15 protein-coding genes are annotated in these 17,482 nt (G+C 67.5%); 5 read left to right on the top strand and 10 right to left on the bottom strand.

Translation table 11 applies throughout. The annotated features are described in order from the left end of the window. Positions 1-213 precede the first annotated feature (213 nt). The 10 genes from PSR88_RS06890 to iolC form a co-directional block, all read right to left on the bottom strand. Positions 214-1,215, bottom strand: coding sequence for an ROK family protein (locus tag PSR88_RS06890; protein WP_016879931.1), 1,002 nt, complete (start codon positions 1,213-1,215; stop codon positions 214-216). Continuing rightward, complete coding sequence (locus PSR88_RS06885) at positions 1,212-2,603, bottom strand: NAD(P)/FAD-dependent oxidoreductase (protein WP_016879932.1); 1,392 nt, start codon at positions 2,601-2,603, stop codon at positions 1,212-1,214. Before PSR88_RS06885 ends, PSR88_RS06890 begins: the two co-directional genes overlap by 4 nt. Before the next feature lie 66 nt (positions 2,604-2,669). Then, complete coding sequence (locus PSR88_RS06880; RefSeq protein WP_342338065.1) at positions 2,670-4,175, bottom strand: CoA-acylating methylmalonate-semialdehyde dehydrogenase; 1,506 nt, start codon at positions 4,173-4,175, stop codon at positions 2,670-2,672. Positions 4,176-4,186: 11 nt separating this feature from the next. Continuing rightward, entirely contained in the window at positions 4,187-5,059 is an 873-nt protein-coding gene (locus tag PSR88_RS06875; protein WP_005261338.1) for a sugar phosphate isomerase/epimerase family protein, read from the bottom strand. Between the two features lie 5 nt (positions 5,060-5,064). Further along, positions 5,065-6,165 (bottom strand): Gfo/Idh/MocA family protein, encoded by a 1,101-nt coding sequence (locus PSR88_RS06870; RefSeq protein WP_009474062.1) that lies wholly within the window; start codon positions 6,163-6,165, stop codon positions 5,065-5,067. Positions 6,166-6,191: 26 nt separating this feature from the next. After that, positions 6,192-7,097: a sugar phosphate isomerase/epimerase family protein gene (locus PSR88_RS06865; protein ID WP_009474061.1), complete on the bottom strand. Its 906-nt coding sequence runs from the start codon at positions 7,095-7,097 to the stop codon at positions 6,192-6,194. 36 nt (positions 7,098-7,133) lie between these two features. Next, positions 7,134-9,092 carry a 3D-(3,5/4)-trihydroxycyclohexane-1,2-dione acylhydrolase (decyclizing) gene (gene iolD / locus PSR88_RS06860; protein ID WP_016879936.1) on the bottom strand — a complete coding sequence of 653 codons (1,959 nt, stop codon included), beginning with the start codon at positions 9,090-9,092 and terminating at the stop codon, positions 7,134-7,136. Continuing rightward, entirely contained in the window at positions 9,089-9,985 is an 897-nt protein-coding gene (iolB, locus tag PSR88_RS06855; protein ID WP_016879937.1) for a 5-deoxy-glucuronate isomerase, read from the bottom strand. The genes iolD and iolB overlap by 4 nt, the downstream gene beginning before the upstream one ends. Positions 9,986-10,006: 21 nt before the next feature. After that, positions 10,007-10,906, bottom strand: a complete 900-nt coding sequence (locus PSR88_RS06850; protein WP_009474058.1) for a hypothetical protein — start codon at positions 10,904-10,906, stop codon at positions 10,007-10,009. Beyond that, positions 10,899-11,888: a 5-dehydro-2-deoxygluconokinase gene (iolC, locus tag PSR88_RS06845; protein WP_016879938.1), complete on the bottom strand. Its 990-nt coding sequence runs from the start codon at positions 11,886-11,888 to the stop codon at positions 10,899-10,901. The genes PSR88_RS06850 and iolC overlap by 8 nt, the downstream gene beginning before the upstream one ends. Positions 11,889-12,090: 202 nt before the next feature. Here iolC and PSR88_RS06840 point away from each other — a divergent pair, with 202 nt between their 5' ends. From PSR88_RS06840 to PSR88_RS06820, 5 genes are all read left to right on the top strand, one after another. Then, positions 12,091-12,828, top strand: a complete 738-nt coding sequence (locus tag PSR88_RS06840) for a GntR family transcriptional regulator (protein ID WP_009474056.1) — start codon at positions 12,091-12,093, stop codon at positions 12,826-12,828. A 31-nt stretch (positions 12,829-12,859) separates the two neighbouring features. Continuing rightward, positions 12,860-14,221, top strand: a complete 1,362-nt coding sequence (locus PSR88_RS06835) for an MFS transporter (protein ID WP_011594395.1) — start codon at positions 12,860-12,862, stop codon at positions 14,219-14,221. Positions 14,222-14,409: 188 nt separating this feature from the next. Beyond that, a complete protein-coding gene (locus PSR88_RS06830) occupies positions 14,410-15,408 on the top strand; it encodes a substrate-binding domain-containing protein (RefSeq protein ID WP_009474054.1) in 999 nt (332 codons plus the stop codon). A gap of 139 nt (positions 15,409-15,547) precedes the next feature. Further along, on the top strand, positions 15,548-16,606 hold the full coding sequence (locus tag PSR88_RS06825; RefSeq protein ID WP_011594394.1) for an ABC transporter permease: 1,059 nt from the start codon (positions 15,548-15,550) through the stop codon (positions 16,604-16,606). A 5-nt stretch (positions 16,607-16,611) separates the two neighbouring features. Next, the gene (locus tag PSR88_RS06820; protein WP_011594393.1) at positions 16,612-17,427 is read left to right on the top strand and encodes an ATP-binding cassette domain-containing protein; all 816 of its coding nucleotides are present in this window, start codon (positions 16,612-16,614) and stop codon (positions 17,425-17,427) included. The last annotated feature ends 55 nt before the right edge of the window (positions 17,428-17,482 follow it).

Raw genomic sequence — 17,482 nt, 5'->3', positions numbered from 1 at the left:
GAGATTCGACTCGACGGTGAGACCACCGTTCTCGGGGTGGTCGTGATCGAACGGCGTCGTGTGGTCGATGTCGCAGAGCCGCGCCGGGACCTGGCAGTCGGGGAAGCGGCAGTTGCCGTCGCGGGCCCCCGGAGTGGGCCGGGTTGATGCCGCGGCGGCCACCGACAAATGCGGCTCCGCCGCTCGTGAGTGCTCGACGAGTCCAGAGACTCGTCAACCACGCACGGGGAGCGGAGCTCCGTTCAGCAGCGCGTCCCTTGCCATCGTGGCGGCCCCGATCCGCTGGGCCGATTCGCCGAGTTGGGTTTCGCGGATGCGGGCGAGGGGGCGGTGTCCGGAACCGGTTGCGAGAGAGGCGTAGACGTCGCGCGCGTGGTCGAGGAACAGCGGAGCAGAGCCGCTGACGCCACCGGAGACGACGACGAGATCGGGGTCGTAGACGTCACCGACCATGGCGAGTCCGACGCCCAGCCACCGTGCGAACTCCTCCATGGTGCGCACGGCGAGCGGGTCACCGTCCCGCGCGGCGCTCGCGATGCGGCGGCCGGTGAGCGAGCCTGGATCGCTCGCGACCTCGCGTGCGAGCACCGTCGAACTCGTCGGGTCGGCGGCGAGGAGTTCGATGGCCGTGTCGACGAGCGCGGTTCCGCTGCAATACCGTTCCCAGCACCCCCGTTTGCCGCAGGCGCACGGTCTGCCGCCCGGGACCACCTGGAGGTGGCCCAGTTCGGGAGCGACGCCGTAACTGCCCCGGTACAGGGTGCCGTCGATGAGCAGCGCCGCACCGATACCGGTGCCGATCGCGACCATCACGACATTGCGACCACCGGCGGCAGCGCCGAACCGGTGCTCCGCCCACGCCGCCGCGTTCGCGTCGTGTTCGAGGACCACCGGCAGTCCGAGCCGGTCGCTCAGGTCGTTCGCGACCGGCACGTTCTTCCACGGCAGGTGCGGGGCGAAGCGCACGGTGGTGAGGTCGGAACTGATGAATCCCGCCACGGCGAGACCGACGGCGGCGATCCGATGACGGGACGCGAGCTCGCGGACGGCGCGGTCGAGCGCGTCCTCGAGGGCTTTCGCCGACTGCGGCGTGGGTGCCTGGACCGAGTCGAGCACCTCGCCGGTCTCGTCGACCACGCAGGCACGGATACTGGTACCACCGACGTCGATGCCGACGGTGAGAGCGGAAGCAGGCACGGAGGGGACGGTACTCACCGTGCGGGGGCCGCCGCCGCCTCGGGTACCGCCCGGGAGGAATCCTCCCAGGCATCGAGCCGGTTGATCGCCGTCCTCGCGACCACCTGTTGCTCCGTGACCGCCAGGTGTCCCCGAGTTCTGCCCAGGAACGACCATGTCCAGGACATGGCGGTCGCGAGTCGGCTCTTGAATCCGACGATGTAGACCAGATGGATCAGGAGCCAGAGCAACCAGGCGAGCAGCCCGGTCAGTTGGAGGCGGCCGACCTTCGCGACCGCGTGGAAGCGGGAGATCATGGCCATGCTGCCCTTGTCCGTGTAGCGGAACGGGGCGCGTTCGGGCTTCTCGCGACCTTTCCGGTGGGCCCGCACCTCCGCGGCGATCAGCTGCGCGGCGTAGCGGCCGCCCTGGATCGCGACCTGCGCGACGCCGGGAAGACCGTCGCGGTTCATCATGTCGCCGACGACGAAGACGTTGCTGTGGCCGGGGAGGGTGAGGTCGGGTTCGACGAGGACGCGGCCGGCACGGTCGGTGGCGGCGCCGGTCTGTTCGGCCAGTTGCCGGCCCAGCGGACTGGCTGCGACACCGGCGGACCAGATCTTGCAGGCGGCCTCGATCCGCCGCTCGTCGCCGTCCTGGTCGCGGACGGTGAGTCCGTCGTCGTCGACGTCGGTCACCATCGCGCCGAGTTGGATCTCGACGCCGAGATCCTCCAGCGTGTCGGCGGCAGCCCGACGCAGCTTCTCGTCGAAGGGCGGAAGCACCGTGGGCGCCGCGTCGAGGAGGATGATCCGCGCGTCACGGGGGTCGATGGTGCGGTAGGCGCCGGCGAGAGTGCGGTGCGCGAGCTGGGCGATCTCGCCGGCCATCTCCACTCCGGTGGGCCCGGCGCCGACCACGACGAACGTCAGGAGTCGCTCCCGCTCGGCGGGGTCGGTGCTCACCTCGGCGCTTTCGAAGGCGCCCAGGATGCGGCCGCGCAGCTCGAGGGCGTCGTCGATCGTCTTCATTCCGGGTGCGTGCTCGGCGAAATGGTCGTTGCCGAAATAGGATTGGCGGGCGCCTGCCGAAACGACGAGGCTGTCGTACTCGGTGACGGTGGTGCGGCCGCGGTGTGTGGACGTGACGATCCGGTCGGCGACATCGATCTTCTCGACTCCGCCGATCAGGACGGACGCGTTCTGCTGGTCCTCGAGGACGAGCCGGGTCGCGGGCGCGATCTCACCCTCGGACAGGATTCCCGTCGCCACCTGATACAGCAACGGCTGGAACAGGTGGTGCGTCGTGCGATCGATCAGAGTGACATCGACGTCCGTCCGTTTCAGAGCCTTGGTGGCGAAGAGGCCGCCGAATCCCGATCCGATGACCACGACCCGATGACGGCGGGCGAGAGAGGTGTCGCTCATGAAGTTCCTTTCGATCGAACGGACTCCGCGCCGGACCGCGGACGGTCCGGCGCGGAGAACCAGTACCTATGCGTTCTGGGGGAAGCCGAGGTTGAGGCCACCGTGGCTGGGGTCGAGCCAGCGGGTGGTGACGACCTTGCCGCGGGTGAAGAAGTGCACGCCTTCGGTGCCGTGCGCGTGGGTGTCGCCGAACAGCGAGTTCTTCCAGCCCCCGAAGCTGTAGTACGCCATCGGGACGGGGATGGGGACGTTGATGCCGACCATGCCGACCTCGACCTCGTTCTGGAACCGTCGGGCGGCGCCGCCGTCGTTGGTGAAGATGGCGGTGCCGTTGCCGAACGGGCTGGAGTTCACCAGTTCCAGGGCCTCGTCGTAGGACCCGACGCGGATGACGGAGAGGACGGGTCCGAAGATTTCGTCGGTGTACACGGACATGTCGGTGGTGACGTGGTCGATCAGGGTCGGGCCGAGCCAGAACCCGTCCGCACCGCCATTGGCCTGCACGGTGCGCCCGTCGACGACGATGGTGGCGCCGTCGTTTTCGCCGGCGTCGATGTAGGAGGCGACCTTGTCGCGGTGCACCTTGGTCACGAGCGGTCCCATGTCGGAGTCCCGGGTGCCGTCGCCGATCTTCAGCGTGTCGGTGCGGTCCTTGATCTTGGCGACGAGTTCGTCGGCGATGTCGCCGACCGCGACCAGGGCACTGATGGCCATGCAGCGTTCGCCGGCGGAGCCGAAGCCGGCGTTGACCATGGCGTCGGCGGCCAGGTCCAGGTCGGCGTCGGGGAGGACGATGGCGTGGTTCTTCGCCCCGCCGAGGGCTTGGACGCGTTTGCCGTGGGCGGTGCCGGTGGCGTAGACGTACTGGGCGATGGGGGTGGACCCGACGAAGCTGATGGCCTTGATGGCGGGGTTGGTGAGCAGTTCGTCGACGGCGGTCTTGTCGCCCTGCAGGACGTTGAACACGCCGGCGGGCAGGCCGGCCTCGGCCCAGAGTTCGGCCATCCAGATCGCGGCGGTCGGGTCCTTCTCGCTGGGCTTGAGGACGACGGTGTTGCCGGCGGCGATGGCGATGGGGAAGAACCACATCGGGACCATGGCGGGGAAGTTGAACGGGGAGATGATCCCGACCGGGCCGACGGGTTGGCGGAGGGAGGAGACGTCGATGTTGGTGGAGGCGTTCTCGGTCATGCCGCCCTTGAGCAGGTGCGCGATGCCGCAGGCGAATTCGACGACCTCCTGGCCGCGGGAGACCTCACCGAGGGCGTCGGAGACGACCTTGCCGTGCTCGGCGGTGATGATCTCGGCCAGTTCGCCCTTGCGGGCGTTGAGCAGTTCCCGGAACGTGAAGATCACCTGGGTGCGCTTGGCGAGGGAGGTGTCGCGCCAGGCGGGGAACGCGGCGGCGGCGGCGTCGATGACGGCGCGGGCGTCCTCGACGCTGGCGAGGGCGACCTGACCGGTGACGGCACCGGTGGCCGGGTTGGTGACCGGGGCGGTGTTGCCGCTGGTACCGGCGAATCCCTTGCCGTCGGACCAGTGTGCGATTTCGCGAGTGATGTTGGTGCTCATGTGTTGTCCTTTCACCGCGTGCGCGCGATGTAATCCTTCATGGTCTTCAGTTGGTAGCGGGAGACGTCGTGAGCGTTCTCGTCTTCGGCGAAAACACTGGACACCATCACCGTGTCGGGTTTGTCGTAGAAGCCGAGTTCGCCGAGTCCGCCGAAGAACTCGTCCCAGTCGAGGTCGCCGTCACCGATCTTCAGGTGCTGGTGGACACGCACCGGGTTGCCGGGCGGGTTGGTGATGTACCGCAGTCCGTGGGAGCGGTGGTGATCCATCGTGTCCGCGACGTGGACGAGCCGCAGCATGTCTCCGGCCGCGCGCATGATCTCGAGCATGCCGGCGCCCATGTGGTACGAGTGGCACGCGACGTACACCAGTCCGAAGTTCTTGGAGTTGATGCCGCGGATCATCCGGATGGCGTCCAGACCGTTCTCCACGAAATCGTCGGGGTGCGGGTCGATTCGAACGTCGATGCCTTCACGCTCGATGATGGGGACGAGTTCCTCCATCGACCGGTAGAAGGCGCGCTCCGATTCCTCGGCCTTCTCCGGGCGGCCGCTGAACTCGGTGTTCATCACGTTCACACCGAGGTCGACGGTGATCTGAATTGCGCGCTTCCAGTACCGCACCGCCGCCTCGCGGGCGTCTTCGTCCGGGCCGGACCACCGCAGGACCGGCAAAACGGAGGCGATTCCGACGCCCGCGTCGCTGCAGGACTTGCGGAACTGCCGGACCAACTCGTCGTCGGCCTTCGGGTGGTTGAAGAACGGGATCATGTCGCGATGCGGGGTGAGCTGCAGGTGTTCGAAGCCGAGTTCCGCAACTACCGCCGGCAGTTCGAGAAGTGAGTAGTCGTGGTGGAAGGGGGTGGGATCGAGTGCAATCTTCATCGTGTTCAGGCCCCCGGTCCGATGGGTCGCTCCGCAGGCTCCGCTCCTGGGATGGAGGAACGGTCGACCATGTCGACGGCCACACGTTCGCCGGTCTCGAGCGACTGCACGCCGGCGGCGCACACGGCAGCGGCGGCGTAGCCGTCCCACGCACCCGGTCCGTCGATGTAGTTGCCGGTCTCCGCGCCCGTGCGTGCGGCGTTGACCCAGCGCTGGATCTCGACGTCGTACGCCTGGCCGAAGCGCTCCTTGAACGAGGGGGTGATCTCCCCGCCCGACATACCTGCGCCCGAGCGGCCGTTGCCCGCGCCGGTGCCGAACTTGCGGACGAGTCCGACATCGAGACCGATGAACGCCGAACCCTTCTCGGCGACGATCTCGGTGCGCACCTCGTAGGCGACACCGGTGGTCACGAAGACCTCGACGTCGACGTGGCGACCGGACTCGGTGCTGAAGAGCGCGATCTGCGGGTCCTGCAGTCCCTCGGGCGCACCGGGATTCGCGGCCGGCCGGAGGATGTGGACGGAGGTGATCTCCTCGTCGAACAGGAATCGGGTGACGTCCACCTCGTGGACCAGCGAGTCCTTGACGATCATCGAGCTGTCGAAGCTCGGCGGCACGGCGGGGTTGCGGTGCACGCAGTGGGCGAGGAGCACCTGCCCGAACGTTCCGTCGTCGATGAGCGTCTTCAGCTGCTCGTACTCGTGGTCGAAACGTCGCATGAAGCCGACCTGGATCAGCTTCTTGCCGAGTTCGGCTTCGCGCTTGACGATCTCGAGGGACGTGGCGACGTCGGTGGTCAGCGGCTTCTCACACATCACCGGCTTGCCGTGCTCGAGGCAGGCGAGAAGCTGCTTCTCGTGGGTCGGGCCGGGGGTGGCCAGGACGACGGCGTCGACATCGGGGTCGGCGATCGCGTCGAGGGGGTCGCCGATCACCCGGCAGCCGGGGATCCCGGCGGCGATCTGCTCGGCCTTCTCGATGAAGTAGTCGTTGACGACGGCGACCGTGGCGCCCTTGATGCGCTCGGTGATGCGTGCGACGTGGTCGGCGCCCATCATTCCGACACCCAGGACGGCGATGCGCAGGTCGTTGCTTCCGGACATAGCTGACTAGCTCCTGACGTGGTCGGTTAGACGAACTTGACGGACGGGATCCCGCAGGACCCCAGGTACTTACGGGTGCGCTGGGCGATCGGCAGCGGAACGTCCACGGCGCAGGGGTAGAGATCCTGCTCGACGATCGCGAACACGTCGATGTCGAGCTTCTCGATCGCGGCGAGCAGCGGCGGCAGGTCGGGGATGCCGAGCGGCGGCTCGATCATCGCACCGAGCTTGACGGCCTCGCCGAACGGCAGGTCCTCGGCCTCGACCTTGGCGCGGACCTCGGGATCGACCTGCTTGAGGTGCAGGTAGCCGATCCGCTCGGGTGCGCGTTCGATGATCGCGAGGTTGTCGCCGCCGCAGTAGCTGATGTGGCCGGTGTCGAGGCACAGGTTCACGAACTCGCTGTCGGTGCCGTCGAGGAAGCGGTACACGTTCTCCTCGGTGTCGACGTGGCTGTCCGCGTGCGGGTGGTACTGCGCCTTCACTCCGTACTGCTCGAACATCTTCTTGCCCAGCTCGTTCATGCCGCCGGTCTTCTTCTTCCACTGTTCTGCAGTGAGATTGCGGTCCTCGAGCACCTCGCCGCTGCTCGGGTCGCGCCACATCTCCGGGATCACGACCACGTGCTTGCCGCCGACGGCGGCGGTCAGTTTGGCGACGTCCTCGATCTGGGTCCACACGGCATCCCAGGAGTCGTCCTGGTGCAGGTGCTCGAACACGGTGCCTGCCGACAGCTTCAGATTGTGGGCGGCGAGTTCGTCGCGGAGCTGCTGCGGATCGGTGGGCAGGTAGCCGTACGGCCCCAGCTCGATCCACTCGTATCCGGATGCCGAGACCTCGTCGAGGAACCGTCCGTACGGGGTCTGCTGCGGGTCTTCGGGGAACCAGACGCCCCAGGAGTCGGGGGCGGATCCGACGCGAATGACGCTCATCGGGGAATCCTTTCGAAAGTATTTACTGGGGGAGAGTTAGTTGCCGGACGGGCGGAGGAACGGGCGCTGGATCTTCTTCCACTGCGCGTACGTCTCGTAGGCGGTCCGGGTGGAGTCGAGAGTGCTGGTCGAGCTGACCGGGACGTCCCACCAGGATTCGCTGTCCGGTGCGGCGATCCGCGGGTCCGTCTCGACGTGGATGACGGTGGTGTTGTCGCTGGCCTTCGCCACTTTGACGGCGTCGGCGAACTCGGCGGCCGTGTTCGCGCGGATCACGTCGGCGCCGAGGCTCGCCGCGTTGGCCGCCAGGTCGACGGGCAGGATGTCGCCGTCGAGCCGGCCGGAGTCGCCGCGGTAGCGGTAGTCGGTGCCGAACCGCTGGGAGCCGAGCGACTCCGACAGCGATCCGATGGAGGCGAAGCCGTGGTTCTGCACGAGGACCACGATGACCTTGACGTTCTCCTGCACGGCCGTGACGAGTTCGGTGGCCATCATCAGGTACGAGCCGTCGCCGACCATGATGAACACGTCGCGATCGGGGCAGGCCATCTTGGCGCCGATGCCGCCTGCGATCTCGTAGCCCATGCACGAGAAGCCGTATTCGACGTGGTAGCCCTTGGGGTCGCGGGTGCGCCACAGCTTGTGCAGGTCGCCGGGCATGGAGCCGGCGGCGCACACGACGACGTCGCGAGGATCGGACAGCGTGTTGGCGAGTCCGATGACCTGGTTCTGGTTGAGGCCGAGGGAGTCGTCGTCGATCTTGTAGACCGAGGCGACCGTCGACTCCCAGTGATCGGCGAGTTCGGCTGTGCGCGAGCGGTACTCGTCGGGAACCTGGTAGTCGCCCAGTGCCGCGGTGAGCGCCTCGAGCGCCTCGCGGGCGTCCGCGACGACGCTGACGCCGCCCTGCTTCACCGAATCGATCGACGCGACGTTGATATTGACGAACCGCACGTCCGGGTTGTTGAACGCGGTGCGCGACGCCGTGGTGAAGTCGCTGTAGCGGGTGCCGATGCCGATGATCACGTCGGCCTCGGTGGCGAGAGCATTGGCCGCCGTGGTGCCGGTCGAGCCGATCGCGCCGACCGACTGTGGGTGGTCGTAGGGCAGTGAGCCCTTGCCTGCCTGACTCTGACCGACCGGAATGCCGGTCGTCTCGGCGAACGCGGCCAATGTCTCGGTGGCGCCGGAGTAGATCAGGCCGCCGCCCGCGACGATCAGCGGTTTCTTCGCCGACCGGATCACGTCCGCGGCCCGCGCGATCACCGACTTCTCGGGGAGCGGCCGGGCCACGTGCCACGTGCGCTCGGCGAACAGCGACTCCGGCCAGTCGAACGCCTCCGCCTGCACATCTTGCGGAATGGCGACGGTGGCCGCACCCGTCTCGACGGGGTCCGTCAGCACGCGCATCGCGCCGAGCAGCGCCGAAGGCAACTGCTCCGGCCGCCATACGCGGTCGAAGTAGCGCGACAGCGGTTTGAATGCGTCGTTGACGGTGACGTCACCGCTCGACGGCAGTTCGAGTTCCTGCAGCACCGGTGCGCTCGCGCGGGTCGCGAACGTGTCGGCGGGCAGGAGCAGGACGGGCAGCCGGTTGATGGTGGCGAGCGCCGCGCCGGTCAGCATGTTGGTCGAGCCGGGGCCGACGCTGGCCGACACCGCCCATGTCTGCAGCCGATCCTTCTGGCGTGCGTACGCGACCGCGCTGTGCACCATCGCCTGCTCGTTGCGCCCGAGGACGTACGGCAGTTCGGATTCGGTACCGGCTTCGACGGCGTCGATCTCGGCCTGGAGCAGTGCCTGACCGAGTCCGGCGACGTTGCCGTGGCCGAAGATGCCGAAGCACCCGGCGAAGAACTTGGTACGTTCGCCGTCCCGCTCGACGTACTGGTTGGCGAGGAAACGGATGGTTGCCTGAGCCACCGTGAGGTGGACGGTGCCCTCGGCGTTGGGGTTCTTGCTCGCCGACATCGGCGCGGTGGACACCACGGTCATGCTCCTTCGGACGGTGCGTGGAGGGGGAGGCGGGGATCGACGGTCTGGTGTTCCCAGCTGCCGCGCAGCCAGGTGTGGGCCGGGTCGTCGCAGATGTTCCAGGCGCGGTCTTCGCCGGGCCCGGCCATGACGTTCAGGTAGTACATGTGATGTCCGGGGGCGGCGATCGACGGTCCGTGATAGCCGTGCGGCACGAGGACCACGTCGCCGGAGCGCACTTCCTCGAGCACCTCGATGGGCCGCTCGGGAGTGCCGTACACGCGATGGTAGCCGAATCCGGTTCCGCCGAAATCCACTGCGGTGGCATTGGCTTGGGCGATCTCGAAGTAGTAGATCTCCTCGAGCTGCGACTCGACGTCGCTGTTCTCGTCGTGCTTGTGGCTCGGGTACGACGACCAGTTGCCACCGGGAGTGATGACCTCGCACGCGATGATCGAATCGGCCTCGAAGCGATCGGCGGTGCCGAAGTTGTGCACCTGGCGGCTGCAGTTGCCCGCGCCGCGCAGTTCGACGGAGATGTCGGCTGCCGGGACGTACCGGAACGGGAACTTCTGCCGCGCGCGGGCCCCGCACAGGGCGAACCGTCCACCGGTCGCGCTGGACACCGTGTAGGCCGAATCCCGCCCCACGTAGGCGAAGTCGCTCGGTCCGTCGAACACGGACCTCCGTCCGGTGAGGGCGAACTCGGTGCCCTCGCTCGACACCGCCGCGGACCCGGCCAGTGGAACGACGATGATCTCGTCGTCACCGGACGCGAGTTCGGCCGACCCGCCGGGGGCCAGGGTGAGCACCCGGAGGCTCGATTCGGTCCAGCCCGCGGATTCGGGGGTGACCTCGAGGTCGAACGGTCCGGTGGCCGCGGAACCGACCGGCACGTAGTACTTGCTGTTCATCGTGGGCCTCTCCGGCGTGCGTCAGTGGACGAGGGATACGGCGGTGTCGACCGCGGCGGCGACGTCCTCGTCCCGCGGGTACAGCAGGGTGCGCCCGACGATCAGGCCGCGGACGGACGGCAGTGCGAGGGCCTTGGCCCAGCTCGCGAATGTCTCCTCGGGGGCTGTCTGCGGGTCTCCGCCGAGCAGCAGCGTCGGAAGCGTCGTCGCGTCCATGACGCGTTCCATTTCGTCCACCACCGGAAGCTTCATCCAGGTGTAGGCGGACGTGGACCCCAGGCCCTGACTGATGTGGATGGACTTGATCACGGCGTCGGCGCTGAGATCGTTCTTGACCTTGCCGTCGACACGCCGCGACAGGAACGGTTCCACCATGGCCATCAGTCCGGCTTCGGCCAGCGCATCGACCGCCTGGGCGCACGCGGTGAGGGTGGAGAGGGTGCCGGGGTCGTCGAGATCGATGCGGCACAGCATCTTTCCGCCGTTCATGCCGGCCTTCGCGGTGCCGGCCGCGGTGTAGCCGGTCATCCGGTCGTCGAGTTCGAAACTGGCGCCGGCCAGGCCGCCGCGGTTCATCGACGAGATGACCACCTTGTCGTCGAGCGCGCCGAGCAGCACCAGATCGTCGAGGATGTCGGCGGTGGCGAGCACCCCGTCCACACCGGGGTTGCGCAGGGCGGTGCGGAGGCGGTCGAGGAGGTCGGTGCGGCTGTTCATCGCGGTCGGACGGTCGCCGACCGAGAGCGCGCCGCGGGCGGGGTGGTCGGCGGCGACGATCATCAGCCGGCCGTTACCGCGCACCGTGGGCCGGGCGATCCGGGTAGCCCAGGCGCGATCGATGGCGGCCGGGTCGTTCGCGCGTACCTCGGTGACGTCGGCGTAGGACGCGCAGACTGCGCGGTGGGCGAGAGTTTCAGACATTGACAGCCTCCGAAGTGGTGGAATCGGCGAGCGCCCGGACCTCGTCGGCCGTCGGCATCGCGGTGGAGCATTCGAGGCGGGAGGCGACGATCGCCCCCGCGGCGTTGGCGTAGCGCAGGATCTTCTCGAGTGGCCACCCGGCGAGCAGGCCGTGGCACAGCGTGCCGCCGAAGCTGTCGCCGGCACCGAGGCCGTTGACCACCTGGACGTCGTTCGGGGGCACCGTGATGCTCTGGGAGCGCGTCTTCCCGAGAACGCCCTTGGGGCCCTGCTTGACGATGGCCAGTTCGACGCCGAGATCGAGCAGCGCGTCCGCGGCCTTGTGTGCGTTGGTCTCGCCGACCGCGATCTCGCACTCCTCACGGTTGCCGACCGCGACGGTGACGTGCTGGAGGGCCCGCTGCACCTGAGCGGTGGCGTCGGCGGCGGAGGACCAGAACATCGGGCGGTAGTCGAGATCGAGGACGGTATGGGTGCGGCGTCCGCGGGCCTCCCACGCTGCGAAATGCGCGCTGCGGCTGGGCTCTTCGGACAGTCCGGTGACCGTCGACCAGTAGAGCTTCGCGTCGCGGACCGCGTCGAGATCGATGTCCGCCGGCGTCACCTGCAGGTCCGGGGCGACGGGCTTACGGTAGAAGTACAGCGGAAAGTCGTCCGGCGGGAAGATCTCACAGAACGTGACCGGAGTGGGGTGTTCGGTGTCGATGCCGACGTAGCGGTTGTCGACGCCGAGGTCGGTGAGTGCCGTGCGGACGAAACGTCCGAATGGATCGTTGCCGACGCCCGAGATGAGGGCGCTGCGGCAGCCGAGGCGGGCGGCGGCGACGGTGACGTTGGCCGCGCTTCCGCCGAGGAACTTGCCGAACGTCTCGACGTGTTCGAGGCCGACTCCGGTCTGCAATGGGTAGATGTCCACACCGCAGCGCCCGATGGCGAGGACGTCCAATCCATTCCGGTTGGTTTGCGTCTGGATGGTGGTCAAGGCTGACTCCCGAATAGGTCGTTGTGGGTGGTCTGCGCAGGGCGCCGAGGTCTGGTTGAAACTGTGCTCCACATCACCGGCTCCTGTCAAGACTTTGTCCTGACATTATTACTTGAAGTCAATCTGGTGTTAGTGTTCGCATACACTGCCGGAAAGATCGGCGACGGCGACGTCGCCCCGCGCACGAGGATCGGAGTTGTCCGTGGGTGCACCACTCGCAGTCGAGCTCGACCGATCGAGCCCGGTTCCGCTGTATTTCCAGCTCGCGCAGACGATCGAGAACGCGATCATCGGCGGGGAGCTTGCCCCGGGTGACCGCTTCGAGAACGAATTGGCGCTCGCCAAGCGTCTGAACCTGTCACGTCCCACCACGCGCCGCGCCATCCAGGAGCTCGTCGACAAGGGGCTGCTCGTCCGCAAACGCGGCGTCGGAACCCAGGTGGTGCAGAGCGCCGTGCACCGGCCGGTCGAACTCACCAGCCTCTTCGACGACCTCGCGCGGGCGGGGCAGAGCCCGACCACCAAACTCCTCGACTACCAGGTATCCGTGCCGGCCGAAGACGTCGCCGCCGAACTCAACCTGCAGCCCGGCGCCGAGGTCGCGTCCATCCGGCGCCTCCGCAGCACCAACGGCGAGCCGCTGGCGCTGATGACCAACCACATCCCGGTGGACCTCGCGCCGGATCCCGAGGAGCTGGAGGCGCACGGCCTCTACCACGCCCTCCGGGCCCGCGGCGTGCACATCCGTCTCGCGCGGCAACGCATCGGCGCGAAAGCGGCGAGCAAGGCGGAGGCGTCGCTGCTCGACGAGAAGACCGGTGCACCGCTGCTGACGATGAACCGGACCGCGTTCGACGACTCGGGAAGCGCCGTCGAGTTCGGTAGCCACTGCTACCGCGCGTCGCGGTACTACTTCGACACGACCGTTGTCGATCGCTAGAACCGCGCGCGCGACGTCGTTCCCCCGTGGAATGGCCCTGCTGGTGGCAGGCGCCCTCTTCATGGAGATTCTCGACGCCACCATCATCGCGCCGGCTGTCCCGCTGATCGCCGAGTCGTTCGATGTCGACGCAGTCGACGTCAACATTGCGATCTCCGCCTACCTGGTGACGGTCGCCGTCCTCATCCCCGCGAGCGGGTGGGTGGCCGACCGGTTCGGGACGCGCCGCGTGTTCGTGGCCGCCATCGCCGTGTTCACGCTGGCGTCCATCGGGTGCGCGGCGAGTGTGTCGTTGCCGATGCTCGTCGCGATGCGGGTGCTGCAGGGGGTCGGCGGCGCCATGATGGTGCCGGTCGGGCGGCTCGCGGTGCTGCGGTCGAGCACGAAGAGCGACCTCGTCCGCGCGATAGCCCTGCTCACGTGGCCCGCGCTCGCGGCGCCGGTCATCGCGCCCCTGCTCGGCGGTGCGATCGCCACCGTCGGCTCGTGGAGATGGATCTTCGTCATCAACATTCCCATCGGGGTCCTCGGAATCCTGCTGTCGCTGAAGCTGGTTCACGGGGCGGGTTCGCGGTCGACGAGCAGGCTGGACTGGCGGGGCCTCCTCGGGGTCGGCACGGGAATCGCGGCAGCCCTCATCGCGCTGGAGAGCATCCGTGTGACGGGCACGGACTGGCGGCGGGTCGCGATCGGGGGAGTGGTCGCGGTTGTTCTGCTGGCGGCCTCGGTGCGCCATCTCGTCCGCACGCCCCACCCACTCGTCGACTTCCGCGTGCTGCGCGTCCGGACGCTGCGCACCACCGTCACCGGGGGTTCGCTCTACCGCCTGATCGTCACCGCGGTGCCGTTCCTGCTGCCGCTGCAGTTTCAACTCGGCTTCGGCTGGACGCCGTTTCTCGCGGGTCTGCTCGTCGCGGCGCTGTTCGCCGGCAACATTGCCATCAAGCCCTGTACGACGCCGCTGATGCGGCGCTTCGGGATCAGGCCGATTCTGCTGGTCAACGCACTCCTGTCCGTCGGCTGCTTCGGGCTGCTCGCCGCCCTGAGCTCGTCGACCCCGATGCCGGTCATCGCGGCGGTCCTCTTCGTGAGCGGAGCCCTGCGCTCGGTCGGATTCACCGCGTACAACAGTCTCGCGTTCTCCGACGTCGATCGTGCCGACCTCACGCACGCAAACACTCTCAACGCCGCCGTGCAGGAACTGGCGGCCGGACTCGGGATCGCGGTCGCGGCGCTCGCCCTCACCGCGTTCACGCCGTTGGCGACGTCGTCCGAGCACGGGTTCGGGTCCGAATATTCCTGGACCTTCGTCCTTTTGGGCCTGCTGATGCTGTGCACGGTGATCGACACGCTGCGTCTGCCGCGCGACGCCGGGGCAGCGGTCACGCGCTGAGCGCGCCTTCATCCGTCCACGCATCCGATCGATTTCCGGGCCGACGGCGGGGACACCCATGTCCGCGCATTTGATCTGTGGTCCTAATGTCCAGACAAACTATTGACTTTCGGGTGTGACGCGTATTACATCTAAGGCATACGGCCAAGACGTCACCGGGCCGTTCGTCCCCCCGAGAGGAAAAGCAGATGAACTTCCCCAACCGGCGTCGCGTGGCGGTACTGGCCTGCGCGAGTGCCCTGGTGATGAGCCTCGCGGCGTGCTCGAGCACCGGAGGCAAGCCGGACAGCAGCGGGTCCGGGATCGGCGCGGGCACCGCCGACACCCCGCGCATCACGATCGCGATGGTCACGCACGCGGCACCGGGCGACACGTTCTGGGACCTGATCCGCACGGGCGCGCAGGATGCCGCCGACAAGGACAACGTGGAACTGAAGTACTCCTCCGACCCGCAGGCCCCCAACCAGGCCAACCTCGTGCAGACGGCCATCGACTCCAAGGTCGACGGGCTCGCGCTCACCCTCGCCACCCCCGAGGCGATGGCACCCGCCGTCAAGAGCGCGCAGGACGCAGGCATCCCGATCTCCGCGTTCAACGCCGGATACGGAGCCTGGAAAGACATGGGTGCCACCCAGTACTTCGGGCAGGACGAGACCATCGCCGGCCAGGCCGCGGGGAACCGGCTGAACGGGGACGGTGCCAAGCACGTCATCTGCGTCATCCAGCAGCAGGGCCAGATTCAGCTCGAATCACGTTGCGCCGGCGCCAAGCAGACCTTCCGCGGCACGTTCGAGACCCTCAACGTGAACGGTGAGGACATGCCGTCGGTGAACTCGACGATCGCCGCCAAGCTCCAGCAGGACCCGTCCATCGACGGTGTGCTCACGCTCGGCGCCCCGATCGCTCTCACCGCCGTGCAGTCGGTCGGTAACGCGGGCAGCCCGGCCAAGGTGTACACGTTCGACACCAACGCGGCACTCGTCGACGCCATCTCGGACGGCAGCGTGCAGTGGGCCATCGACCAGCAGCCGTACCTGCAGGGCTACCTGGCGATCGATTCGCTGTGGCTCTACCTCAACAACGGCAACGTCATCGGCGGTGGCGGACCGACTCTGACCGGGCCGTCGTTCATCGACAAGTCCAACATCGACAAGGTCGCCGAGTACGCCAAGGCCGGCACCCGCTGATCGGCGGTCGATCACATGTCAGGGCACACGATCCGGACCCCGGTGGGTCCATCTCATGCACACACCATCACCATCGACCCGGTCGCACGACCGGCCGGCACCGCACAACGCTGAGATCCACCGGCGCGGAGAGGAAATCATGTCCACACAGCAAGATCTGGACCTTGCCAGTCACAAGGTCGTCCACGACGAGCGGGTGAAGGAGCAGAAACGCCTGCAGCGTCTGCTGGTCCGTCCCGAGATCGGTTCCCTGTTCGGTGCGATCGCCATCTTCATCTTCTTCATGGTCGTTGCACCCCCGTTCCGCAGCCCCGAAGCCCTCGCCACGGTGCTCTACGCCTCCTCCACGATCGGGATCATGGCGTGCGCGGTCGCGCTGCTGATGATCGGCGGGGAATTCGACCTCTCCGCCGGCGTCGCCGTCACCACCAGCTCCCTGGCGGCGTCGATGATCGCCTACAACCTGCACCTGAACCTGTGGGCCGGCGCCGCCCTCGCCCTCGTCGTCTCGCTGGCGGTCGGGTTCTTCAACGGGTACCTGGTGATGAAGACGAAGATCCCCAGCTTCCTGATCACGCTGAGCTCGTTTCTGATGCTCACCGGCATCAACCTGGCGGTCACCAAACTGATCACCGGGCAGGTCGCCACCCCCAGCGTGTCCGACATGGCCGGGTTCGACTCGGCGAAGAAGGTGTTCGCGTCCTCCTTCGAGGTCGGCGGGGTGTCGGTGCGGATCACCGTGCTCTGGTGGCTGCTGTTCACCGCGATCGCCACCTGGGTGCTGTTCAAGACCCGGATCGGGAACTGGATCTTCGCCGTCGGCGGCAACCAGGACTCCGCCCGCGCCATCGGCGTCCCGGTCACCAAGGTCAAGATCGGGTTGTTCATGACCGTCGGGTTCGCCGCCTGGTTCGTCGGGATGCACCTGCTGTTCTCGTTCAACACCGTCCAGTCCGGGCAGGGCATCGGCAACGAGTTCCTCTACATCATCGCCGCGGTCATCGGCGGCTGCCTGCTCACCGGCGGGTACGGCACCGCGATCGGCGCCGCGATCGGCGCGTTCATCTTCGGCATGACGAACCAGGGCATCGTCTACGCCGGCTGGAACCCGGACTGGTTCAAGTTCTTCCTCGGCGCGATGCTGCTGTTCGCGGTCATCGCCAACAATGCCTTCCGCAACTACGCCGCCAAGAGGTGACCGGTATGAGTACCATCGAACAACTTCCCGTCGATACCGAACCCGGTGGTGGCGACAAGATCCCGCTGATCGAACTCAAACACGTCGGCAAGCAGTACGGCAACATCATCGCCCTGCAGGACATCAACCTGCGGGTGCGGGCCGGGGAGGTCACCGGTGTCCTCGGCGACAACGGGGCCGGCAAGTCCACCCTGATCAAGATCATCGCCGGCCTGCACCAGCAGAGTGAGGGGGAGTTGCTCGTCGACGGCGAGGCCCTCACCTTCGGCTCACCGAAGGAGGCCCTGTCCAAGGGCATCGCCACCGTCTACCAGGACCTGGCGGTGGTGTCGCTGATGCCGGTGTGGCGGAACTTCTTCCTCGGCCAGGAACTGCGGAAGGGACCGTTCAAGTCCCTCGACGCGAACGGGATGCGCGCCACCACGATGTCCGAGTTGTCGAAGATGGGCATCGAGCTGCCCGACGTCGACGCCCCCATCGGCTCGCTGTCCGGCGGTCAACGCCAGTGCGTGGCGATCGCCCGGGCGATCTTCTTCGGCGCCCGCGTCCTGATCCTCGACGAGCCCACCGCCGCCCTCGGCGTCAAGCAGTCCGGGATGGTGCTGCGCTACATCTCCGCCGCCAAGGAACAGGGCTTCGGGGTCGTGTTCATCACCCACAACCCGCACCACGCCTACATGGTCGGCGACCACTTCGTCCTCCTCAACCGCGGCCGGCAGAAACTGGACTGCACCTTCGACGAGATCAGCCTCGAAGAACTCACCCAGCAAATGGCCGGCGGCGACGAACTCGAAGCACTCACCCACGAACTGCGGCGTTAGCCACCGACACGACGACGCGCCCGGCACACGTGCCGGGCGCATCGTTCGTTTCCGA

This window comes from Rhodococcus sp. DK176, assembly GCF_038447315.2.
GTDB lineage: Bacteria > Actinomycetota > Actinomycetes > Mycobacteriales > Mycobacteriaceae > Rhodococcus_F > Rhodococcus_F jostii_A.
This window is presented reverse-complemented; position numbering and strand designations above follow the sequence as displayed.